The sequence below is a fragment of the Flavobacterium reichenbachii genome, from assembly GCF_002217435.1.
GTDB lineage: Bacteria > Bacteroidota > Bacteroidia > Flavobacteriales > Flavobacteriaceae > Flavobacterium > Flavobacterium reichenbachii.
The window spans coordinates 231,461-248,288 of sequence record NZ_MUHF01000019.1 but is presented as its reverse complement, the minus strand read 5'-3'; the positions used below and the strand labels follow the sequence as shown (position 1 = coordinate 248,288).

Here is a 16,828-nt window from a genome sequence, read left to right as displayed (position 1 = left end):
TGCTATAGGCTGTAAGCTATAGGCTTTATGCTTTTTAAAAGGCGTAAAGCTTATTGCTTAAGGCTTAAAGCCAATAATTATTTAATAATTTCTACTGTATTACCGTCTTGTAAGTTAATCTGACCTGTAGTAATTACTTTTTCTCCATCAGATAATCCGTTGATAATTTCTACTTTATCACCCAAAATTCTACCAGCAGTTACTTTTCTTAATTTTGCAACACCGTTTTCTGCAACAAATATTTCGTTACTGCTCACACTTCCTACGAAAGCATTTCTAGGTACAACCATAAGATGTTGTTTTTGTTGGTTTGAAGCAAAATTTGCTGTTCCGTACATCCCTGCTTTTAGATCGTTGTTTGAGTTATTTGTGATTTCAATTTCAACTGGAAAATTTAAAGACTCATCTGCTTTTGAAGCAATAAAAGTAATTTTTCCAGAGAAGTTTTTATCAGGATAAACACTAGCCGTTACATTAATTTGGTTTCCAACTTTTAAGCTTGCAACTTGATTTTCGTTTACTGTAACTACTAATTTTAATTTAGAAACGTTTACAATATCAAACAATGCAGTTGCCGGCATTCCAGTTAAAATAGATCCTGGCTCAATATGTTTTTTGTTGATAAATCCGCTTATTGGAGCTTTAACTCTTGTATCTCCAACATTAATATTAGCTTGTTTCAAATTAGACTCAGCATTTGTCAAAGCCAATTTTGCCTGATCTAATTGTTGTTTAGTTACACCACCAGTTTTAAAAGCATTTTCGTATCTGCTGTAATCAGATTTTGCATTTTGAAAAGTTGCCTGTGCTTGTTGTGCGCTCACATTAATTACATCACCTCTTACGGTTAATAACGTTTGTCCTACTCTTACATAGTCCCCTTCTTTAGCTAAAACGCTGATTACTTTTCCAGATTTTTCAGCAGAAAAAGTCAATTCTTGGATCGGCTGAAAGTTTCCGTTTGCAACAAAATCCAATGAAATTTCTTCTGTTTTTACATCAGATACTTTTACTGAAACTGCAGCATTTTTTTCTGCAACGATATCTGTTTTTGCTTTATTTTCTTTCTTATTATTATTTAAGACATATCCAATCACACCCAAAGCTGCGATTATGATTACGATTGTTATAATAGTTTTCTTCATTGTAATTAGTTATTTAATAAGAGATTTAAGTTCGCCTTTTGATTTGATTAGAGATATTTCGGCAATTTTATAATTTAAAACTGCTCTTGTATAATTATTTTGAGCTTCAAGTGATGCATTTTCTGCATCCAGTAAATCGGTTAAAGATGCTAATCCCTGAAGGTAATTGTTTTTTGTATTGCTTAGAATTTCTGTTGCCAGACGCATATTTTCTTTTTGATTCTCGATCGTAACAAGATTATTTTCGATCTGTGTTATAGCATTTCTGTAATCTAAATCAAGAGAAAGTTTTGTGTCTTTAATATCTTCCTGAAGCGATCTGATTTCTACATCTGCTTGTCTTACCTTGGCACGAGTTCCAAAACCTGTAAAAATTGGTACGTGTAAGTTTAATCCAATTGCAGAGAAATCTGACCAATAAACTCCTTTTTCAGGTTTTGCAAACCAAGGAAATTCTGGACCCTGACCAATATAATTGTATCCTGCAGATAATGAAAGTGTTGGATAATATGCTGCTTCAACTGCTTTTTTGTTATATACTAAAAGCTCTTCTTGTTTTTTCAAAAGCAGATATTCTGTTCTGTTTTCAACATTTGGCTGTTCTGTTAGTGCCGCCGGCCCAACTTCAAATTCTTCTTTTGGCAATACTATTTGAGTTTCAATCGGCATTCCCATATAAAACTTCAATGCATTTTCCTGCAAAGCAATTTGGTTTTTAATCTGCTGACGCTCTGTGTCAATGTTTGACATTTTTACGATGATACGGTCTAAATCAATTTTTTTAGCCAAACCGTTGTCAAATTGTCCTTTTACAATATCACGAACTTTTGTAGTGTTAACCAAATTACTGTCCAGCAAAACCAATCTTTCTTGTTGTACATAAACAGAATAGTAGTTGTTTGCAACTCTTTCAATAACTTGTTCTTCTGTTAATTGATCGTTGATCTGGTAAAACTCACGAGTAGATCTTGCTGCTTTTAATCCTGTAAAAACAGATTGGTCAAATATTGTCTGAGTTAAGGAAAGCCCAGCAGTTGATGTCCATTTTTGACCAAATGCTGCCTGAATTGTAGTTCCTGGCGCGTTAAATCCTGCTCCATCAATAACCGTTGTCTGAATAACTGGATTATAAGTTAAATTTCCGTTTGCAGAAATTTGAGGTAATGCTCTAGAGCGCACTTCCTGAATTTTATATTCGCTGTTTTCAACCTGCAGTTTTGATTTTTTAGCATCAGCCTTATTCTGAAGCGCGTAGTTTACCGCGTCCTTTAAGGTTAAAGTGGTTACTTGTGCGTTGGCCGATATGCCAATGGAACACAAAAATATAAGAAGGATTCTTTTCATATTACAATTTATTTTTAAAGTTGAATCTCATCATCTTATTTAAACAGTATGATGATATTTTGATTGATGATTAATTAATAATTTTTTTAAGCTGTTTTTCCAATTCTATTATTCCTAACGGAGTTGACATCGCTCTTGTATGATATTCTAAAGCTTCCAATTCCAATTGCTGCGATTCTTTGTCTGAAATTGTGGTTTCGTTTATATGAAAAATTAAAGTGTAATAAAATTTTACATAAACATCAATATTCAAATCTGTTCTGTATAAATTTTCTCGTATACCTTTTTCGATATTTTCTCTAAACCACTGACTGCATTGCTCTATTTCATGCGTCATAACTTTATGATAGATTTCAGGGTAATGCTTTTTTAACTGATAGATAGGAGACGAATCGATATTGTTTTTAAACATCTCGCAAAACATTTCACGAATCTCAAAATTCTCATGAATCGCGTTATGATTTTTAGCGACTATCGTATCTATAATTTCATGTACTTGTCTATGAACTAACGTTGTGCTTTCTTCTATTAAAACCTCTTTATTACAGAAATATTTGTAGATCGTTTTTTTTGAAATACACATTTCCCCTGCAATATCATCCATTGTAACACTCTTAAAACCAAGCTTTAAAAACAACTCGCTTGCTTTTGATATGATTTTCTCTTTCATTTTAATTTTCAAATTGTACTACAAATATAGAATGGAAACTTAAATTCTAAAAGCAGTTTCCGTTATAATTGTACTATTTTTACATTAATTTTTTGAGCCCGTAAGATTTATATGCAGAATTCCAGGTTTGCAATGAGTTTAATATCTTTTCCTAAAGCCAAACCTCCATTATGATTAAACGAATTATAGTCTAATCCAAAATCCTGACGTTTGATGTCTCCTTTTATTTCAAAAGCAACTTTTTGCTCCCCATTATAAGTGTTTACTCCAATAAACTCAGCATCAAGCTCTACAACTTTGGTTACGTCTTTAATAGTTAAATCACCTTTAAAGAAATTGATATTATTGTTTACTTTCTGAAATGAGGTCGATTTGAAAGTTATAATAGGATGTTCATTCACATCAAAAAAATCCTGAAGCTGCAAATAAGTATCTACTTGCTGAAAACTGTCAATTTTATTGTTAATATCTAAAGAAAACTCAACTGATGCATCTTCAATCTCATTGTCTTCAATATTTACGTAGCCGTCAAATTTATTTGTAGTTCCTCCTAAATAGGCAATTATTGAATGTCTCATTTTAATTAAAACATCTGATTGGCTAGAATCTAAGGTCCATGTTGTTCTCATAAATATTTGGTTTTGTTTAGTTTATAAATGATCTAAACTTCTCGCGGAAACTTTTTTAGTGTTCGGAGTTTCCGATGCAAATATAAACAGGAAACTGTAAACACCAAAAAAGTTTCCAAGTTTTTTTTAAATTATTTTAACACATTAAAATAAGCCGATTCAGCCAACTTTAAATCTTGGTAACCATTTAGTCTTTAAAAAGCGATAATTCACATATGAATTGTATATTTGAACCTCGTAAATCAGATTTTCATTTTTATGCACAATATTAGTCAGTACCAAGATTTTTTTATTACTTATTTAAAAAACCAAAACATACAGAAAGAACCTAAAAATCTTTATGAGCCTATAGAATATATTTTAGGTCTTGGTGGTAAACGTATGCGTCCTGTACTAACATTAATGGCTGCAGAAATTTTTAATACGAGTTACGAAACAGCTCTTCCGGCCGCTATGGCAGTTGAAGTTTTTCATAATTTCTCTTTAGTTCATGATGACATTATGGATGACGCTCCTTTAAGAAGAGGAAAAGAAACCGTACATGAAAAATGGGATCTAAATACCGGAATACTTTCTGGTGATGCTATGCTGATTTTGGCGTATCAATATTTTGAACAATACGAATCTGAAGTTTTTAGAGATCTGGCTAAACTTTTCAGCAAAACTGCTCTTGAAGTTTGCGAAGGCCAGCAATGGGATGTTGATTTTGAAAAAAGAAATGATGTCACTATTCCGGATTATCTAAAAATGATCGAATACAAAACAGCTGTTTTAGTTGCCGCTGCAATGAAAATGGGCGCAATTGTAGCTAAGACCTCTAAAGAAGAAAGCGATTTAATTTATGATTTCGGACTTAATTTAGGTTTGGCATTTCAGCTTCAGGATGATTATTTAGATGCTTTTGGAGATCCTGAAACCTTTGGAAAACAAGTTGGAGGCGACATTATTGAGAATAAAAAAACATTTTTATACCTTAAAGCTTTAGAATTTTCTAATTCGGACAAATCGGTTCAATTACAGAATTTATTCAATTTAAAATTAGAAGATAATACCGCTAAAATAGAAACGGCAAAAGCCATTTTTAATGAATCAGGCGCATCAAAAGCAACTCAGGAAGCTATAGAAATGTACACTTTTAGAGCTTTTGAAACTTTAGAAAAAATGAATCTCGACGCCGAAAAGAAAACTACCCTTAGAACTTTTGGTGAAAATTTAATGGGAAGAAGAGTTTAGCTTTCAATAAAATCTACAATCATAAATCAGCAATCTAAAATCTAAAATACATGTTTGTAGCACCGATAAATACAGAATCATTATTAGCCGAGGCACAAGCGGAGACTTTATATTTGAATCTTATTGAACAAATTAATAAAGATTTTAATTTGGCCAATGAAGGAATCGATTTTCCGTTAAGCATTGAGCCTGACGAATTAAAAATTCAGCTTCACGAAAAAATCTACAGGATGATTCAGTACAAATTTGCTGAATACCTGAATCTGCTTTATATTATTGATGTTTCTGAAATCGAAATAAAAAAACTTGATGGTTCTGATTTGGTAATTCTGGCCGAACAGGTTTCTTTTTTGATTTTAAAAAGAGAATGGCAGAAGGTTTGGTTTCGGAATTTTTATAAATAAAGCTGATAAGTTATTAAGTCGCTAAGTTTCTGCTTTTACTTAATACTCTCATAAAAGGACTAATTTTCCAGCAGTCTTCAATATTTTCATTATCAAAACAGGACCAATAAAAGATTGTAGATTCATGAATATGAAAATCCTCTTGTAATAAGTGTTTCACTTCATTCAAATATTTTACAAATAATTCTTCTTTATCTTGATCTTCTATAGCCTGAATCATAATTTCCATTAAGACAAACTTTTCATCTTCATCTAAAATATTTTTATATAAAGTAAAATATTTTTCAATTTCATTTGAATTGGCAATTATATAAGACCAATCCTGCATAGAATTATCATACAATATATCTAACTTTTTTGCTACTGCAATCATCGCATCGTTAGTCCCACATCTAAATTCTGGTTCTATCATGTGTTAAATATATTTCTTTATTATCCGTATTTTAAAACTCAGCAACTTAAAAATAAACCCTCACAAAAGGCATAAATGCCGATCCGTAAAGACTTCTTTCATCATTGAATAAAACATCATAACGCGCTCCAATGGTGACACTTCCGGTTCTATAGCCCGCCCCAAGATAAAGTGCGGTATTCCAAAAATCATCAGAATAAGCCGGTCTTACATTATTAGAATCATAATTTGTGTTCACGCGAACTTGTTCTAATTCTGCAGATAACTGAATTTCTGGAATTGGATTTACGAGTGTAATTAAACTTCCGCCGTAAACAAAGGAATCGTAGTAATTTTTTGAAGCCAGATAACCAAATTGTAATCCAACTCCAATTCCAACAATTTGATTGACATTATATATAGCGCTCGGCATAACAGAAATATCGGTATAGCCGGAACCAATACCTAAACCTAAGCCGCCTCCAAACTGTACTTTATCCCAAAAATTATTTTTGTTATCAATAACATACGTTTGCTGTGCAAATGTATAACTGGAGAATAAGACTGCAAAAATCACAAAATAGCATTTGCAATCGATTGAAAATTGAATTTTACTCATAGTTAACGTTTATTTTAACAAATTTTTACGTAAAAGTACGTAAAAAAAAGGTTTAAATAAAGTCGATTGTTGTACTTTTGCCATTCTATTTAACAAAAAGTATATTCAAATATTATGGATAGGTTTTCATTTTTAAATGCAGCGCATACAGAGTTTTTTGCACAATTATACGATCAATATTTAGTAAATCCAGACAGTGTTGAACCTAGCTGGAGAAGTTTTTTTCAAGGTTTCGACTTTGGACAAACGGTTTATAACGACGAAAATCCAGTGCAGCAAATCGTTGAGTACGTGACTAGCCCAAGCACAGATTACTCTCAGGTTTCAGACAAATTACAAAAAGAATTCAACGTTCTAAAATTAATTGATGGATACCGTACGCGCGGGCATTTGTTTACCAAAACAAACCCAGTTCGTGACCGCAGAATTTCATCTCCAACTTTAGATATCGAGAACTTCGGATTATCAGCAGCTGACCTTTCAACTGTTTTTGATGCGGCGCAGACAATAGGAATGACACCTTCTTCTCTAGAAGCCATAGTAAATCGTCTTAAAGCTATTTACTGTCAGCATATTGGTATCGAATATATGTACATCAGAAATCCTGGTGTTGTAAAATGGATTCAGGAAAAACTGGCTGTTAATGTTAACCAGCCTAATTTCTCTACAGAAGAAAAGAAAACGATCTTAAATAAATTAAATGAAGCTGTTTCTTTTGAGAACTTTCTGCATACTAAATATGTAGGTCAAAAAAGATTCTCGTTAGAAGGTGGAGAATCTATCATCCCGGCTTTAGACGCTTTAATCGAGCAGGCAGCAGAAAAAGGTGTTGAACAATTCGTAATGGGAATGGCTCACCGTGGTCGTTTGAACGTTTTGGCAAACATCTTTAATAAATCTACTCAGGATATTTTTGGCGAGTTTGACGGTAAAGATTACGATCAGGAATATTTTGATGGTGACGTAAAATACCATTTAGGCCTTACTGCCGACAAAAAAACCAGATCTGGAAAAAGCATCAACATCAATTTGGCACCAAACCCTTCTCACTTAGAAACGGTTGGAGCTGTAATTGAAGGAATTACAAGAGCTAAACAAGACAAATATTATGCTGACGATTTCTCTAAAGTATTACCGATCGCCGTTCACGGAGATGCTGCAATTGCAGGTCAGGGAATCTTGTATGAAATCATTCAAATGGCACAGCTTGACGGTTACAAAACTGGAGGAACAATCCATATTGTAATCAATAACCAAGTTGGTTTTACAACAAACTATTTAGACGCTCGTTCTTCTACTTATTGTACAGACGTTGCCAAAGTAACTTTATCTCCAGTATTACACGTAAATGCTGACGATGCTGAAGCTGTTGTACACGCAGTATCATTTGCATTAGACTACAGAATGGAATTTGGACGTGACGTATTTATCGATTTATTAGGATATAGAAAATACGGCCATAACGAAGGTGACGAACCTCGTTTTACACAGCCGGTTTTATATAAAATCATCGCAAAACATAAAAATCCAAGAGATATTTATGCTGAGAAATTATTGTCTGACGGCGTAATTGATGCTTCTTATGTAAATGCTTTAGAAAAAGAATACAAATTGAATCTTGAGGAGAATTTAGAAGCTTCTCGTAAAAAAGATTTGACCATCATAACTCCATTCATGAAAAACGAATGGGACGGATTTGTTCAGGTAACAGATACTCAAATGCTTCAAAAAGTAGATACTACTTTTGACAAAAAAGGATTGGATTCTATCATAAACACAATCTCAACATTACCAGAAGACAAAAAGTTCATCAATAAGATAACTAAAATCGTTACAGATAGAAAGTCAGGATATGACAATAATACTCTGGACTGGGGAACTGCAGAAGCATTGGCTTACGGTTCGCTTTTGACTGAAGGATTTGATATTCGTATTTCTGGTCAGGACGTAGAGCGTGGAACTTTCTCTCACCGTCACGCGGTAGTTAAAGTGGAAGATTCTGAAGAAGAAGTAATTCTTTTGGATGCTATTGAAAACAAAAAAGGAAAATTTGGCGTATTCAACTCGCTTTTATCAGAATATGGTGTTCTTGGTTTTGATTACGGATATGCATTGGCTAATCCAAATGCATTAACAATTTGGGAAGCACAATTTGGAGATTTCTCTAACGGTGCTCAAATCATGATTGACCAATATATCTCTTGTGGTGAAGATAAATGGAACAACCAAAATGGTATTGTTTTATTATTGCCTCACGGATACGAAGGTCAAGGTGCAGAACACTCTTCTGCAAGAATGGAGCGTTATTTACAACTTTGCGCAAGACAAAATATGTATGTAGCAGATTGTACAACGCCTGCTAACTTCTTTCACTTGTTGAGAAGACAAATGAAAACCAATTTCCGTAAACCTTTGGTAGTTTTCTCTCCAAAAAGTTTATTACGTGATCCAAGATGTGTATCAACAGTTGATGAATTGGCAAACGGAAGTTTCCAGGAAACAATTGACGATAATACAGTAGATAAAAAAGCAGTAAAAACTTTAGTTTTTGTTACTGGTAAATTCTACTACGATATTGTTGCCGAAAGAGAAAATAACGGAAGAAACGACGTTGCAGTGGTTCGTATCGAGCAATTATTCCCGTTACCAGTGGAGCAGTTAAAAACAATTATTGCACAATATCCAAATGCAGATGATTATGTTTGGGCTCAGGAAGAACCTAAAAACATGGGAGCTTACAGTTTTATGTTAATGAACTTTGATCTTGTAAAATGGAGATTGGCGTCATTAAAAGCATACGCTGCACCAGCATCTGGAAGTTATACACGTGCAAAACGTCGTCATGCAGATGCAATTAGAATGGTATTCGATAAAGATTTATTTAGATAAAAAAATGTTTCAAGTTTAAAGTTTCAGGTTTAGCAGCGTGAAACTTTAAACCATAAAAACCTTAAACAAAAACAAAGATGATTTTAGAAATGAAAGTCCCATCACCAGGGGAATCAATAAAAGAAGTTGAAATTGCAACTTGGTTAGTAAAAGACGGAGATTATGTAGAAAAAGATCAGGCTATTGCTGAAGTTGATTCAGATAAAGCTACTCTTGAATTACCTGCTGAAATGAGCGGTGTAATTACACTAAAAGCTGAAGAAGGTGATACAGTTGCCGTAGGTGCTGTAGTTTGTTTAATTGATACTGATGCAGCAAAACCTGCAGGTGACGCTCCGGCAGCAGAAGCTCCAAAAGCTGAGGCACCAAAAGCAGAAGCTCCAAAGGCAGAAGTAAAAGCTGAAGCACCAAAAGCAGCTCCTGCAGCAACAAGTTATGCAGCTGGAACTCCATCTCCTGCAGCAAGAAAAATATTAGACGAAAAAAATATAGCTCCGGCAACAGTTTCAGGAACTGGTAAAGGCGGCAGAATTACTAAAGATGATGCTGTAAATGCAGTCCCTTCTATGGGAACTCCAACTGGTGGAAGCCGTGGATCTGAGCGCACAAAATTATCAATGTTACGTCGTAAAGTAGCAGAAAGATTAGTTTCGGCTAAAAACGAAACTGCCATGCTTACTACTTTCAACGAAGTAAACATGACTCCGATCAACCAAATTCGTAACGAATACAAAGATGCTTTCAAAGCAAAACATGGTGGTCTTGGTTTAGGTTTTATGTCATTCTTTACAAAAGCCGTTACAAGAGCTTTAGAATTATATCCGGATGTAAACTCAATGATGGATGGTGATTACAAAATCGCTTACGATTTTGCTGATATCTCGATCGCAGTTTCTGGACCAAAAGGACTAATGGTTCCTGTTGTTCGTAATGCTGAATTACTAACTTTCCGAGGCATTGAAGCTGAAATCAAAAGATTAGCTTTAAGAGCTCGTGACGGTCAAATTACAGTTGATGATATGACTGGAGGAACTTTTACAATTACAAACGGTGGTGTTTTTGGAAGTATGTTGAGTACTCCAATTATCAACCCTCCTCAATCAGGAATTTTAGGAATGCACAATATTATTGAGCGTCCGATTGCTGTAAACGGAAAAGTGGAGATTCACCCAATGATGTATGTGGCACTTTCTTATGACCACAGAATTATTGACGGACGTGAGTCTGTTGGTTTCTTGGTTGCTGTTAAAGAAGCTTTGGAAAACCCATTAGAATTATTGATGAATGGCGATGCTAAACGTGCTTTAGAATTGTAATATCATTCGATTAACTTAGATTAAAAAGCCTGTTCATTCATTTGAACAGGCTTTTTTTAATATAAAACAGAATTAAATCAATGAATAATTGTTAATTTTTTAAAAAAATGTAATTTTTACCCTTTAAAAAATATTTTATTTAGAATAAATAAGAATAGCTTGTGTAGTTAATCCTATACCGTTAAATTTGCGCTATTAAAATCAATTCTAAATAAAAAATGAAATCTAAATTTACAATATTGTTTTTGAATTTCTGTTTTATTCTGCTAGCAGGCACAACAGTGTGGTCACAGGAAAAAGCAACTATAAAAGGTCAAATTACTTTAAATAATGACGAATCTCAAGAGAATATTTCTGTTGTTTTAAAAGGCACAAAATCAGGAACGACTACAGATGAATCTGGTAATTATACTTTAAAAAATATTAAACCTGGAACTTATACTTTAAAAGTTTCATCAGTAGGATACATTACACAAGAAAAAACAGTTGTAATCAAAGAAGGTGATAATTTAACTCAAAACTTCACTATTACTTCAAACTCAGAAGACTTAAGCGAAGTAGTTGTAAATGGTAACAAAAAAAATCATTTTGCACGTAAAAACAACCAGCAGGTTTCGAGATTACCTCTTAAAAACTTAGAAAACCCGCAATCTTATACTACTATTACAGGAGAATTGCTAAAAGAACAAGTAGTTACCAATTTTGACGATGCCTTAAAAAATGCATCTGGTATTACACCGCTTTGGGCTGCAACAGGACGTGCAGGAGATGGAGCCGCTTACTATTCTTTAAGAGGATTCCCAGTACAGCCTACAATGGTAAATGGTTTACCGGGTTTAACTAACGGAAGTTTAGATCCAGCAAATATTGATAGAGTTGAAATTATCAGAGGACCTTCTGGAACTTTGTTTGGAAGCAGCTTAATTTCTTATGGAGGACTTATCAACACTACTACAAAAAGACCATACAAAACATTTGGAGGAGAAATAAACTACACAGTAGGAAGCTACGGTTTAAATCGTGCAACTGTAGATTTGAACACACCTCTTAATGAGAAAAAAACTTTAAACTTCAGAATAAATTCAGCTTACAATAAACAAAATAGTTTTCAGGATGCGGGTTTTAGAGAATCTTTCTTTGTAGCACCTTCATTATCATATGAAGTAAATGATAAACTATCATTCTTGGTTAATACTGAGTTTATGAGCAACGAATCTACAAACCCAACGATGTTGTTTTTAGACAGAGGCGCTCCATTAAGAGTTCATAATATTAATGAATTAAAATACGACAACGAACGTTCTTACACTAGTAATGAACTTACAATGAAAACTCCTTCTTTCAACATCCAAGCTCAGATGAACTATAAATTTTCTGATCAATGGAGTTCTCAAACTGTGTTTTCTAACAGCTCAGCAAGATCAAAAGGAAATTATACTTATTTGTATGAAGGAACACAATTTACGCCAATTACAAACGGAATTGTTTTAGCTCGTTATTTTACAGATCAGGACAATCAAAGTATAACAACAGATGTACAGCAAAATTTTAATGGTGATTTTAAAATCGGAAGCATTAGAAATAGAATCGTTGTAGGTTTTGATTACTTCAAAAGAACTTCAAGCGATCGTAGTACTGGATATTTTGGAAATGGATATGTTTATATCGGAGATGATTTACAATCTTTTAACAACTTTGTTGGACAAAATTCTAACGGTGATACCGGAAATTTGACACAAGCCGGATCTGATGCTATTATAGGAAACAGCCCAAGAAATGACAATAGTACTAAACAAGAAACTTACAGTGCTTATGTTTCAAATGTAATAAACTTTACACCTGCATTATCTGCTATGTTAAGTTTACGTGCCGATCGTTTTATGAATGCTAAAAATGACGGATACAACCAAACTGGTTTCTCTCCAAAATTTGGATTAGTTTACCAGCCAGTTTTAGACAAGGTTTCTATTTTTGCAAATTACATGAACGGATTTGTGAATGTTGCTCCGGGTCAAAACCGTCAGGCTACTATTACAACGCCGTTAATATTTAATCCAGAACATGCAGATCAGTTTGAAGTTGGAACAAAATTAAATCTTTTCAAAGATAAACTTTACGCTACTTTCAGCTATTACAATATAGAAGTTACAGATCAGGTTTATGTAGTAGAAACTCCGTATATAGATCCGGCAGATCCAACTACGCCGCAACCAAACAATCAAACTACATTCCAGGATGGAGGCCAGAAAAACAAAGGTTTTGAGGCTGAATTTATTGCAAACCCAATTAACGGTTTGAATATTATCCTTGGATACAGTTATAATGATGCTGTTTTACTAAAAGGAGATCCTGACTTTGTAGGTCGCAGATCTGAAAATGCAGGTCCTAGAAATCTGGCTAACCTTTGGGCTAGTTACAAATTTACTAACGGATTCTTAAGAGGTTTTGGTTTAGGTTTTGGAGGAAATTATGTTGGTGACAATATGATTATGAATAGAAAAGTTTCTGGAACATTTACTATTCCTGAGTACACAGTCCTAAATTCATCTTTATTTTACAGTGCCGAAAAATTTACTATCACAGTTAAATTAAACAACATTGCAAACAAAGAAATTTATGATGGTTGGTCAACAATACATCCTAAAGATCCAAGAGCAGTTGCTGCAAGTTTCACCTACAAATTCTAAGATAAAATAACACAAAAGCATCTTTCTAAATTAGAAAGATGCTTTTTAAAATTATAAAATCATGATAACAATAGCCAGTCTTTTCGTTTTTATCTCTTTTTATATGTTTTATTACACTTCTAAAAGAGCAGTACTTTCTTATAATTACAGTTTTGAAAAATGGATGAGCAGCAATCCCAAACAGACTAAAATCACAGGCTTGATTTTACTTCTCTTTGCTTATTCTTTATGGTTTTTGAGTATGTCTTTATGTTGCGGAACCTTATTGTTTTTTATTCAGCTAATGACAATTTCCAGTTTAATTGTAATATTAAAACCGCTGAAAGTTCTAAACAGCAAAGCAGTTGCAGTACTTTTTGTACTAGCCGGACTATTCGAAATTTATTACTATTAATATGCCTGCAAATCCTAAATACCTGACGCAGTCTAAAGGACAGCGTTTTCTCAAAATAACAGCGGCCATACTTGGCGGTTATTTTGTTTCTGTAACTTTTCATTTAGCTTTGGCTTCTTGGTTCAATCGCGTAAATGTTCTGATCACAATGGCTTTTACAGGTTTTATTCTATGGGTTGCCTTAATGGTTGTGGCTTTCTTAGCAAAAAGCGGCTGGAAAATATGGGGCATCTATTTACTGCTCACTTTATTTTTTTGCGGTATTATTTATCTCGGACAAACTAATAACCCTATTACCAAATAATTCATGAATAACAGAAACTATAATATTTATTTTCATACACATACCGTTAGTGGTATTGTGATAAGCGTTGTATTATTTGTTATTTTCTTTGCAGGATCATTTTCTTTTTTTAGAGATGAAATAATCAATTGGGAGCGTGGCGAATCTGTTTCAATAACAAAAGAAAAACAAATCAACTACGACTCCACATTAGATTTATTAGATAAAAAATACACTCTGGCCGGAAGAAATATTTCAATTTCTAATGGAAGTAAAGAAAGACGTGTAAATGTTTACATGGAAGGAACCAAAGATACTTTGGCTCCAGCCAAACAAAAAGAAGGATCATTTTTTTATCTGGATACAGAAAACTTCAAAACTCATACTTATGAAGAATCTTATTCTCTAGGTGAATTTTTATACAGACTCCACTTTTTGGCTCAGGTTCCTTATCCTATCGGCTATTATCTTTCAGGTTTTGTGGCTTTATTTTTTCTGTTTGCAATTGTAACTGGTGTTCTTTTGCATTGGAACAAAATTGTATCAAATTTCTACATGTTTCGTCCAAAGGAAAAACTAAAAACCTTATGGACAGATGCTCATACTTCATTGGGAATGATTGGTCTTCCTTTTCAGTTTGTTTACGCTGTAACCGGAGCCTTTTTTATGATCAAAATTCTCATTGTTGCACCAAGCGTAATGGCTTTGTATAAGGGAGATGATAAAAAATTATACGATGATTTAGAATATTACAATCCTGATTTTAAATTTGAAAATAAAAAATTAGCTAATCCTTTTAGCATTAATAAACTTGTTGAAAAAACAAAAAACACGTGGAAAGATTTTCAAATCACAAGTGTAGAAATTAAGAATTATGGCGATGCCAACATGCATGTTTTAGTTCAAGGAGAAATACCTGCCGAAAAAAGATTTACTGCTGTTGGTAAAATAATTTATAAGATTGCAGACGGCAAAATAATTGCCAAAAAAGATCCAATAACTCAAAATACCTATTTAGATGCTGTTAAAAACGTTTTGTACCGAATACACTTTGGTGATTACGGAGGATATGCTTTAAAAATTATCAGTTTTGTATTAGGAATAATTACTTGTTTTGTGATTATTTCCGGAGTTATGATTTGGTTGGTTGCCAGAGACAAAAAAAATCTTCCGGAGAAAAAACGTCGATTCAACAATTCTGTTGTTAGGATATATTTAGCGCTCTGCCTCAGTATGTATCCTGTAACTGCTATTGCTTTTATTGCCTGCAAGGTGTTTCACCCATTGAGTCAAACCAATATTTACAATGTTTATTTTATTACGTGGGCAGTATTGATTATATTTTTCCTTTTAAAGAGAGACATCAACTTTACTAATAAGTGGTGTTTAATTTCTGGAAGCATTTTAGGATTTTTAATTCCAATTGCAAATGGTATCTGCAGTGGCAACTGGTTCTGGAAAACTTTTGCTCAAAATCAATTTCAGATTTTCTTCATTGATATTTTCTGGATTGTTTTAGCTTCTATTACATTATATGTTTCCTTCAAATTAAAAAAGGTCAAAGTGGAATAAACCGCTTTCGCGAAAAAAGACCAAAATAAATTGATATAATTTGCGGATTGTGCATTTAGAATTACTTTTGCTTTTGAGCTGATTCTAAAGAAAGAAATCAAATCTTTCACAATTTGTCAAATGGGATTCAAAAAACAAATACGCTTTCTACATAAATGGCTCGGATTAATTTCCGGGCTTATTGTTTTTATAATAAGTATTACCGGCTGTATATTTTGTTTTCATGACGAGATAAAAGATGTAACCCGCAAAGAATGGCGTTTGGTCGAACCTCAAAATAAACCATTCATACTGCCGTCGGTCTTACAGGAAAAAGCAAAAGAAATTCTTCCGAATTACAAACAATCGATGGTTTCTTTTTATGGAAAAAATAGAGCTGCGATAGTTTATACCTATTCTGATTTAGGAAGTTTATACCTCTATTTTAATCCCTACACTGGAGAACATTTAAAAATCGAAAATCCAGAAACTGACTTTTTTATCATTGTTGAATACATACACCTATACCTGCTCCTTCCAGATTATATCGGAAAACATATTATTGGCGGTGCAACTATAATTTTTATCCTTTTATTAATTTCAGGAATTATACAATGGTGGCCAAAACGAAAAAGCGATATCAAAAGAAGTTTTACCATTAAATGGAATGCAAAATGGCGCCGGGTTAATTATGACTGGCACAATACTTCTGGATTTTACATTGCACTTATCGCCTTGATTCTCGCCGTAACAGGTCTAACCTTTACTTACGATTGGGTTGGAGACGGAATTTATAAAACCTTCAATTTTGGTGGAGACAAAGTTCTTGAAACCAAAAAACCAATAATCGATAAAACAAAATTTGAGTATAATACTGCTGCCGCGATAGATAAGGCTTTTTATCAAACCATGAAAAAAAATCCAAAAGCCGAAATGTTTTATGTAATGCTGCCACAAAAGAAAGGCGACATTATCAATACTGGAGCCTATCCTCATACTTTGCGTTATGATCACCAGAGCAATTATTATTTTCATCCGAATAATGGAGAATTAATTCAGACCGATTCGTATGATTCAAAAAGTTTAGGTCTTCAGGTTGTAGAAATGAATTACGGCATTCATACTGGACAAATTCTAGATTTACCCGGAAAAATTATTGCTTTTATAGTGAGTTTATTTGCCTCAACGCTTCCCGTTACCGGATTTATAATTTGGTATGGAAGAAATCACAAAAGCAAAAAATCTAAAGCATAAAAAAACCGCCCAATCAGGC

Annotated in this window: 15 protein-coding genes; 9 read left to right on the top strand and 6 right to left on the bottom strand. The window is 33.4% G+C overall.

Features of this window, described 5'->3' with window-relative positions; genetic code table 11:
• Positions 1 to 77 precede the first annotated feature (77 nt).
• The 4 genes from B0A68_RS16200 to B0A68_RS16185 all read right to left on the bottom strand — a co-directional run bounded on the left by B0A68_RS16200 (position 78) and on the right by B0A68_RS16185 (position 3,788).
• Positions 78 to 1,145, bottom strand: a complete 1,068-nt coding sequence (locus B0A68_RS16200) for an efflux RND transporter periplasmic adaptor subunit (protein ID WP_035686616.1) — start codon at positions 1,143 to 1,145, stop codon at positions 78 to 80.
• A 9-nt stretch (positions 1,146 to 1,154) separates the two neighbouring features.
• Positions 1,155 to 2,489, bottom strand: coding sequence for a TolC family protein (locus B0A68_RS16195; protein ID WP_035686618.1), 1,335 nt, complete (start codon positions 2,487 to 2,489; stop codon positions 1,155 to 1,157).
• A 70-nt stretch (positions 2,490 to 2,559) separates the two neighbouring features.
• Positions 2,560 to 3,159, bottom strand: coding sequence for a TetR/AcrR family transcriptional regulator (locus B0A68_RS16190; protein WP_035686620.1), 600 nt, complete (start codon positions 3,157 to 3,159; stop codon positions 2,560 to 2,562).
• 107 nt (positions 3,160 to 3,266) lie between these two features.
• Complete coding sequence (locus B0A68_RS16185; protein WP_035686621.1) at positions 3,267 to 3,788, bottom strand: YceI family protein; 522 nt, start codon at positions 3,786 to 3,788, stop codon at positions 3,267 to 3,269.
• Between the two features lie 258 nt (positions 3,789 to 4,046).
• Between B0A68_RS16185 and B0A68_RS16180 the strand changes: the two genes are divergently transcribed.
• Together B0A68_RS16180 and B0A68_RS16175 are read left to right on the top strand one after the other, a co-directional pair.
• A complete protein-coding gene (locus B0A68_RS16180; RefSeq protein WP_035686622.1) occupies positions 4,047 to 5,021 on the top strand; it encodes a polyprenyl synthetase family protein in 975 nt (324 codons plus the stop codon).
• 50 nt (positions 5,022 to 5,071) lie between these two features.
• Complete coding sequence (locus B0A68_RS16175) at positions 5,072 to 5,425, top strand: hypothetical protein (protein WP_035686623.1); 354 nt, start codon at positions 5,072 to 5,074, stop codon at positions 5,423 to 5,425.
• A gap of 13 nt (positions 5,426 to 5,438) precedes the next feature.
• Here the strand turns inward: B0A68_RS16175 and B0A68_RS16170 are convergent, their stop codons facing one another.
• Both B0A68_RS16170 and B0A68_RS16165 read right to left on the bottom strand, forming a co-directional pair.
• Positions 5,439 to 5,837, bottom strand: coding sequence for a hypothetical protein (locus tag B0A68_RS16170; protein WP_051892706.1), 399 nt, complete (start codon positions 5,835 to 5,837; stop codon positions 5,439 to 5,441).
• 46 nt (positions 5,838 to 5,883) lie between these two features.
• Positions 5,884 to 6,435 carry a hypothetical protein gene (locus tag B0A68_RS16165; RefSeq protein WP_035686624.1) on the bottom strand — a complete coding sequence of 184 codons (552 nt, stop codon included), beginning with the start codon at positions 6,433 to 6,435 and terminating at the stop codon, positions 5,884 to 5,886.
• A 114-nt stretch (positions 6,436 to 6,549) separates the two neighbouring features.
• Here B0A68_RS16165 and B0A68_RS16160 point away from each other — a divergent pair, with 114 nt between their 5' ends.
• The 7 genes from B0A68_RS16160 (at position 6,550) to B0A68_RS16130 (ending at position 16,809) form a co-directional block, all read left to right on the top strand.
• A complete protein-coding gene (locus B0A68_RS16160) occupies positions 6,550 to 9,324 on the top strand; it encodes a 2-oxoglutarate dehydrogenase E1 component (protein ID WP_035686625.1) in 2,775 nt (924 codons plus the stop codon).
• Positions 9,325 to 9,401: 77 nt separating this feature from the next.
• Positions 9,402 to 10,640 (top strand): 2-oxoglutarate dehydrogenase complex dihydrolipoyllysine-residue succinyltransferase, encoded by a 1,239-nt coding sequence (gene odhB, locus B0A68_RS16155; RefSeq protein ID WP_035686627.1) that lies wholly within the window; start codon positions 9,402 to 9,404, stop codon positions 10,638 to 10,640.
• 218 nt (positions 10,641 to 10,858) lie between these two features.
• The gene (locus B0A68_RS16150) at positions 10,859 to 13,327 is read left to right on the top strand and encodes a TonB-dependent receptor (protein WP_035686629.1); all 2,469 of its coding nucleotides are present in this window, start codon (positions 10,859 to 10,861) and stop codon (positions 13,325 to 13,327) included.
• A 61-nt stretch (positions 13,328 to 13,388) separates the two neighbouring features.
• Positions 13,389 to 13,721: a hypothetical protein gene (locus B0A68_RS16145; protein ID WP_035686632.1), complete on the top strand. Its 333-nt coding sequence runs from the start codon at positions 13,389 to 13,391 to the stop codon at positions 13,719 to 13,721.
• A 1-nt stretch (position 13,722) separates the two neighbouring features.
• Positions 13,723 to 14,025, top strand: a complete 303-nt coding sequence (locus B0A68_RS16140; protein WP_035686634.1) for a hypothetical protein — start codon at positions 13,723 to 13,725, stop codon at positions 14,023 to 14,025.
• Between the two features lie 3 nt (positions 14,026 to 14,028).
• Positions 14,029 to 15,576, top strand: coding sequence for a PepSY-associated TM helix domain-containing protein (locus tag B0A68_RS16135; protein ID WP_035686636.1), 1,548 nt, complete (start codon positions 14,029 to 14,031; stop codon positions 15,574 to 15,576).
• Positions 15,577 to 15,696: 120 nt separating this feature from the next.
• Positions 15,697 to 16,809: a PepSY-associated TM helix domain-containing protein gene (locus tag B0A68_RS16130; RefSeq protein WP_035686638.1), complete on the top strand. Its 1,113-nt coding sequence runs from the start codon at positions 15,697 to 15,699 to the stop codon at positions 16,807 to 16,809.
• Positions 16,810 to 16,828 lie beyond the last annotated feature (19 nt).

Excerpts from the sequence above, each read along its gene's own strand:
- B0A68_RS16160 (WP_035686625.1), top strand. The coding sequence starts at position 6,550 with ATGGATAGGTTTTCATTTTTAAATGCAGCGCATACAGAGTTTTTTGCA.
- B0A68_RS16130 (WP_035686638.1), top strand. The coding sequence starts at position 15,697 with ATGGGATTCAAAAAACAAATACGCTTTCTACATAAATGGCTCGGATTA.
- B0A68_RS16200 (WP_035686616.1), bottom strand. The coding sequence starts at position 1,145 with ATGAAGAAAACTATTATAACAATCGTAATCATAATCGCAGCTTTGGGT.
- B0A68_RS16185 (WP_035686621.1), bottom strand. The coding sequence starts at position 3,788 with ATGAGAACAACATGGACCTTAGATTCTAGCCAATCAGATGTTTTAATT.
- B0A68_RS16175 (WP_035686623.1), top strand. The coding sequence starts at position 5,072 with ATGTTTGTAGCACCGATAAATACAGAATCATTATTAGCCGAGGCACAA.
- B0A68_RS16140 (WP_035686634.1), top strand. The coding sequence starts at position 13,723 with ATGCCTGCAAATCCTAAATACCTGACGCAGTCTAAAGGACAGCGTTTT.
- odhB (WP_035686627.1), top strand. The coding sequence starts at position 9,402 with ATGATTTTAGAAATGAAAGTCCCATCACCAGGGGAATCAATAAAAGAA.
- B0A68_RS16180 (WP_035686622.1), top strand. The coding sequence starts at position 4,047 with ATGCACAATATTAGTCAGTACCAAGATTTTTTTATTACTTATTTAAAA.
- B0A68_RS16170 (WP_051892706.1), bottom strand. The coding sequence starts at position 5,837 with ATGATAGAACCAGAATTTAGATGTGGGACTAACGATGCGATGATTGCA.
- B0A68_RS16195 (WP_035686618.1), bottom strand. The coding sequence starts at position 2,489 with ATGAAAAGAATCCTTCTTATATTTTTGTGTTCCATTGGCATATCGGCC.
- B0A68_RS16190 (WP_035686620.1), bottom strand. The coding sequence starts at position 3,159 with ATGAAAGAGAAAATCATATCAAAAGCAAGCGAGTTGTTTTTAAAGCTT.
- B0A68_RS16145 (WP_035686632.1), top strand. The coding sequence starts at position 13,389 with ATGATAACAATAGCCAGTCTTTTCGTTTTTATCTCTTTTTATATGTTT.
- B0A68_RS16135 (WP_035686636.1), top strand. The coding sequence starts at position 14,029 with ATGAATAACAGAAACTATAATATTTATTTTCATACACATACCGTTAGT.
- B0A68_RS16165 (WP_035686624.1), bottom strand. The coding sequence starts at position 6,435 with ATGAGTAAAATTCAATTTTCAATCGATTGCAAATGCTATTTTGTGATT.
- B0A68_RS16150 (WP_035686629.1), top strand. The coding sequence starts at position 10,859 with ATGAAATCTAAATTTACAATATTGTTTTTGAATTTCTGTTTTATTCTG.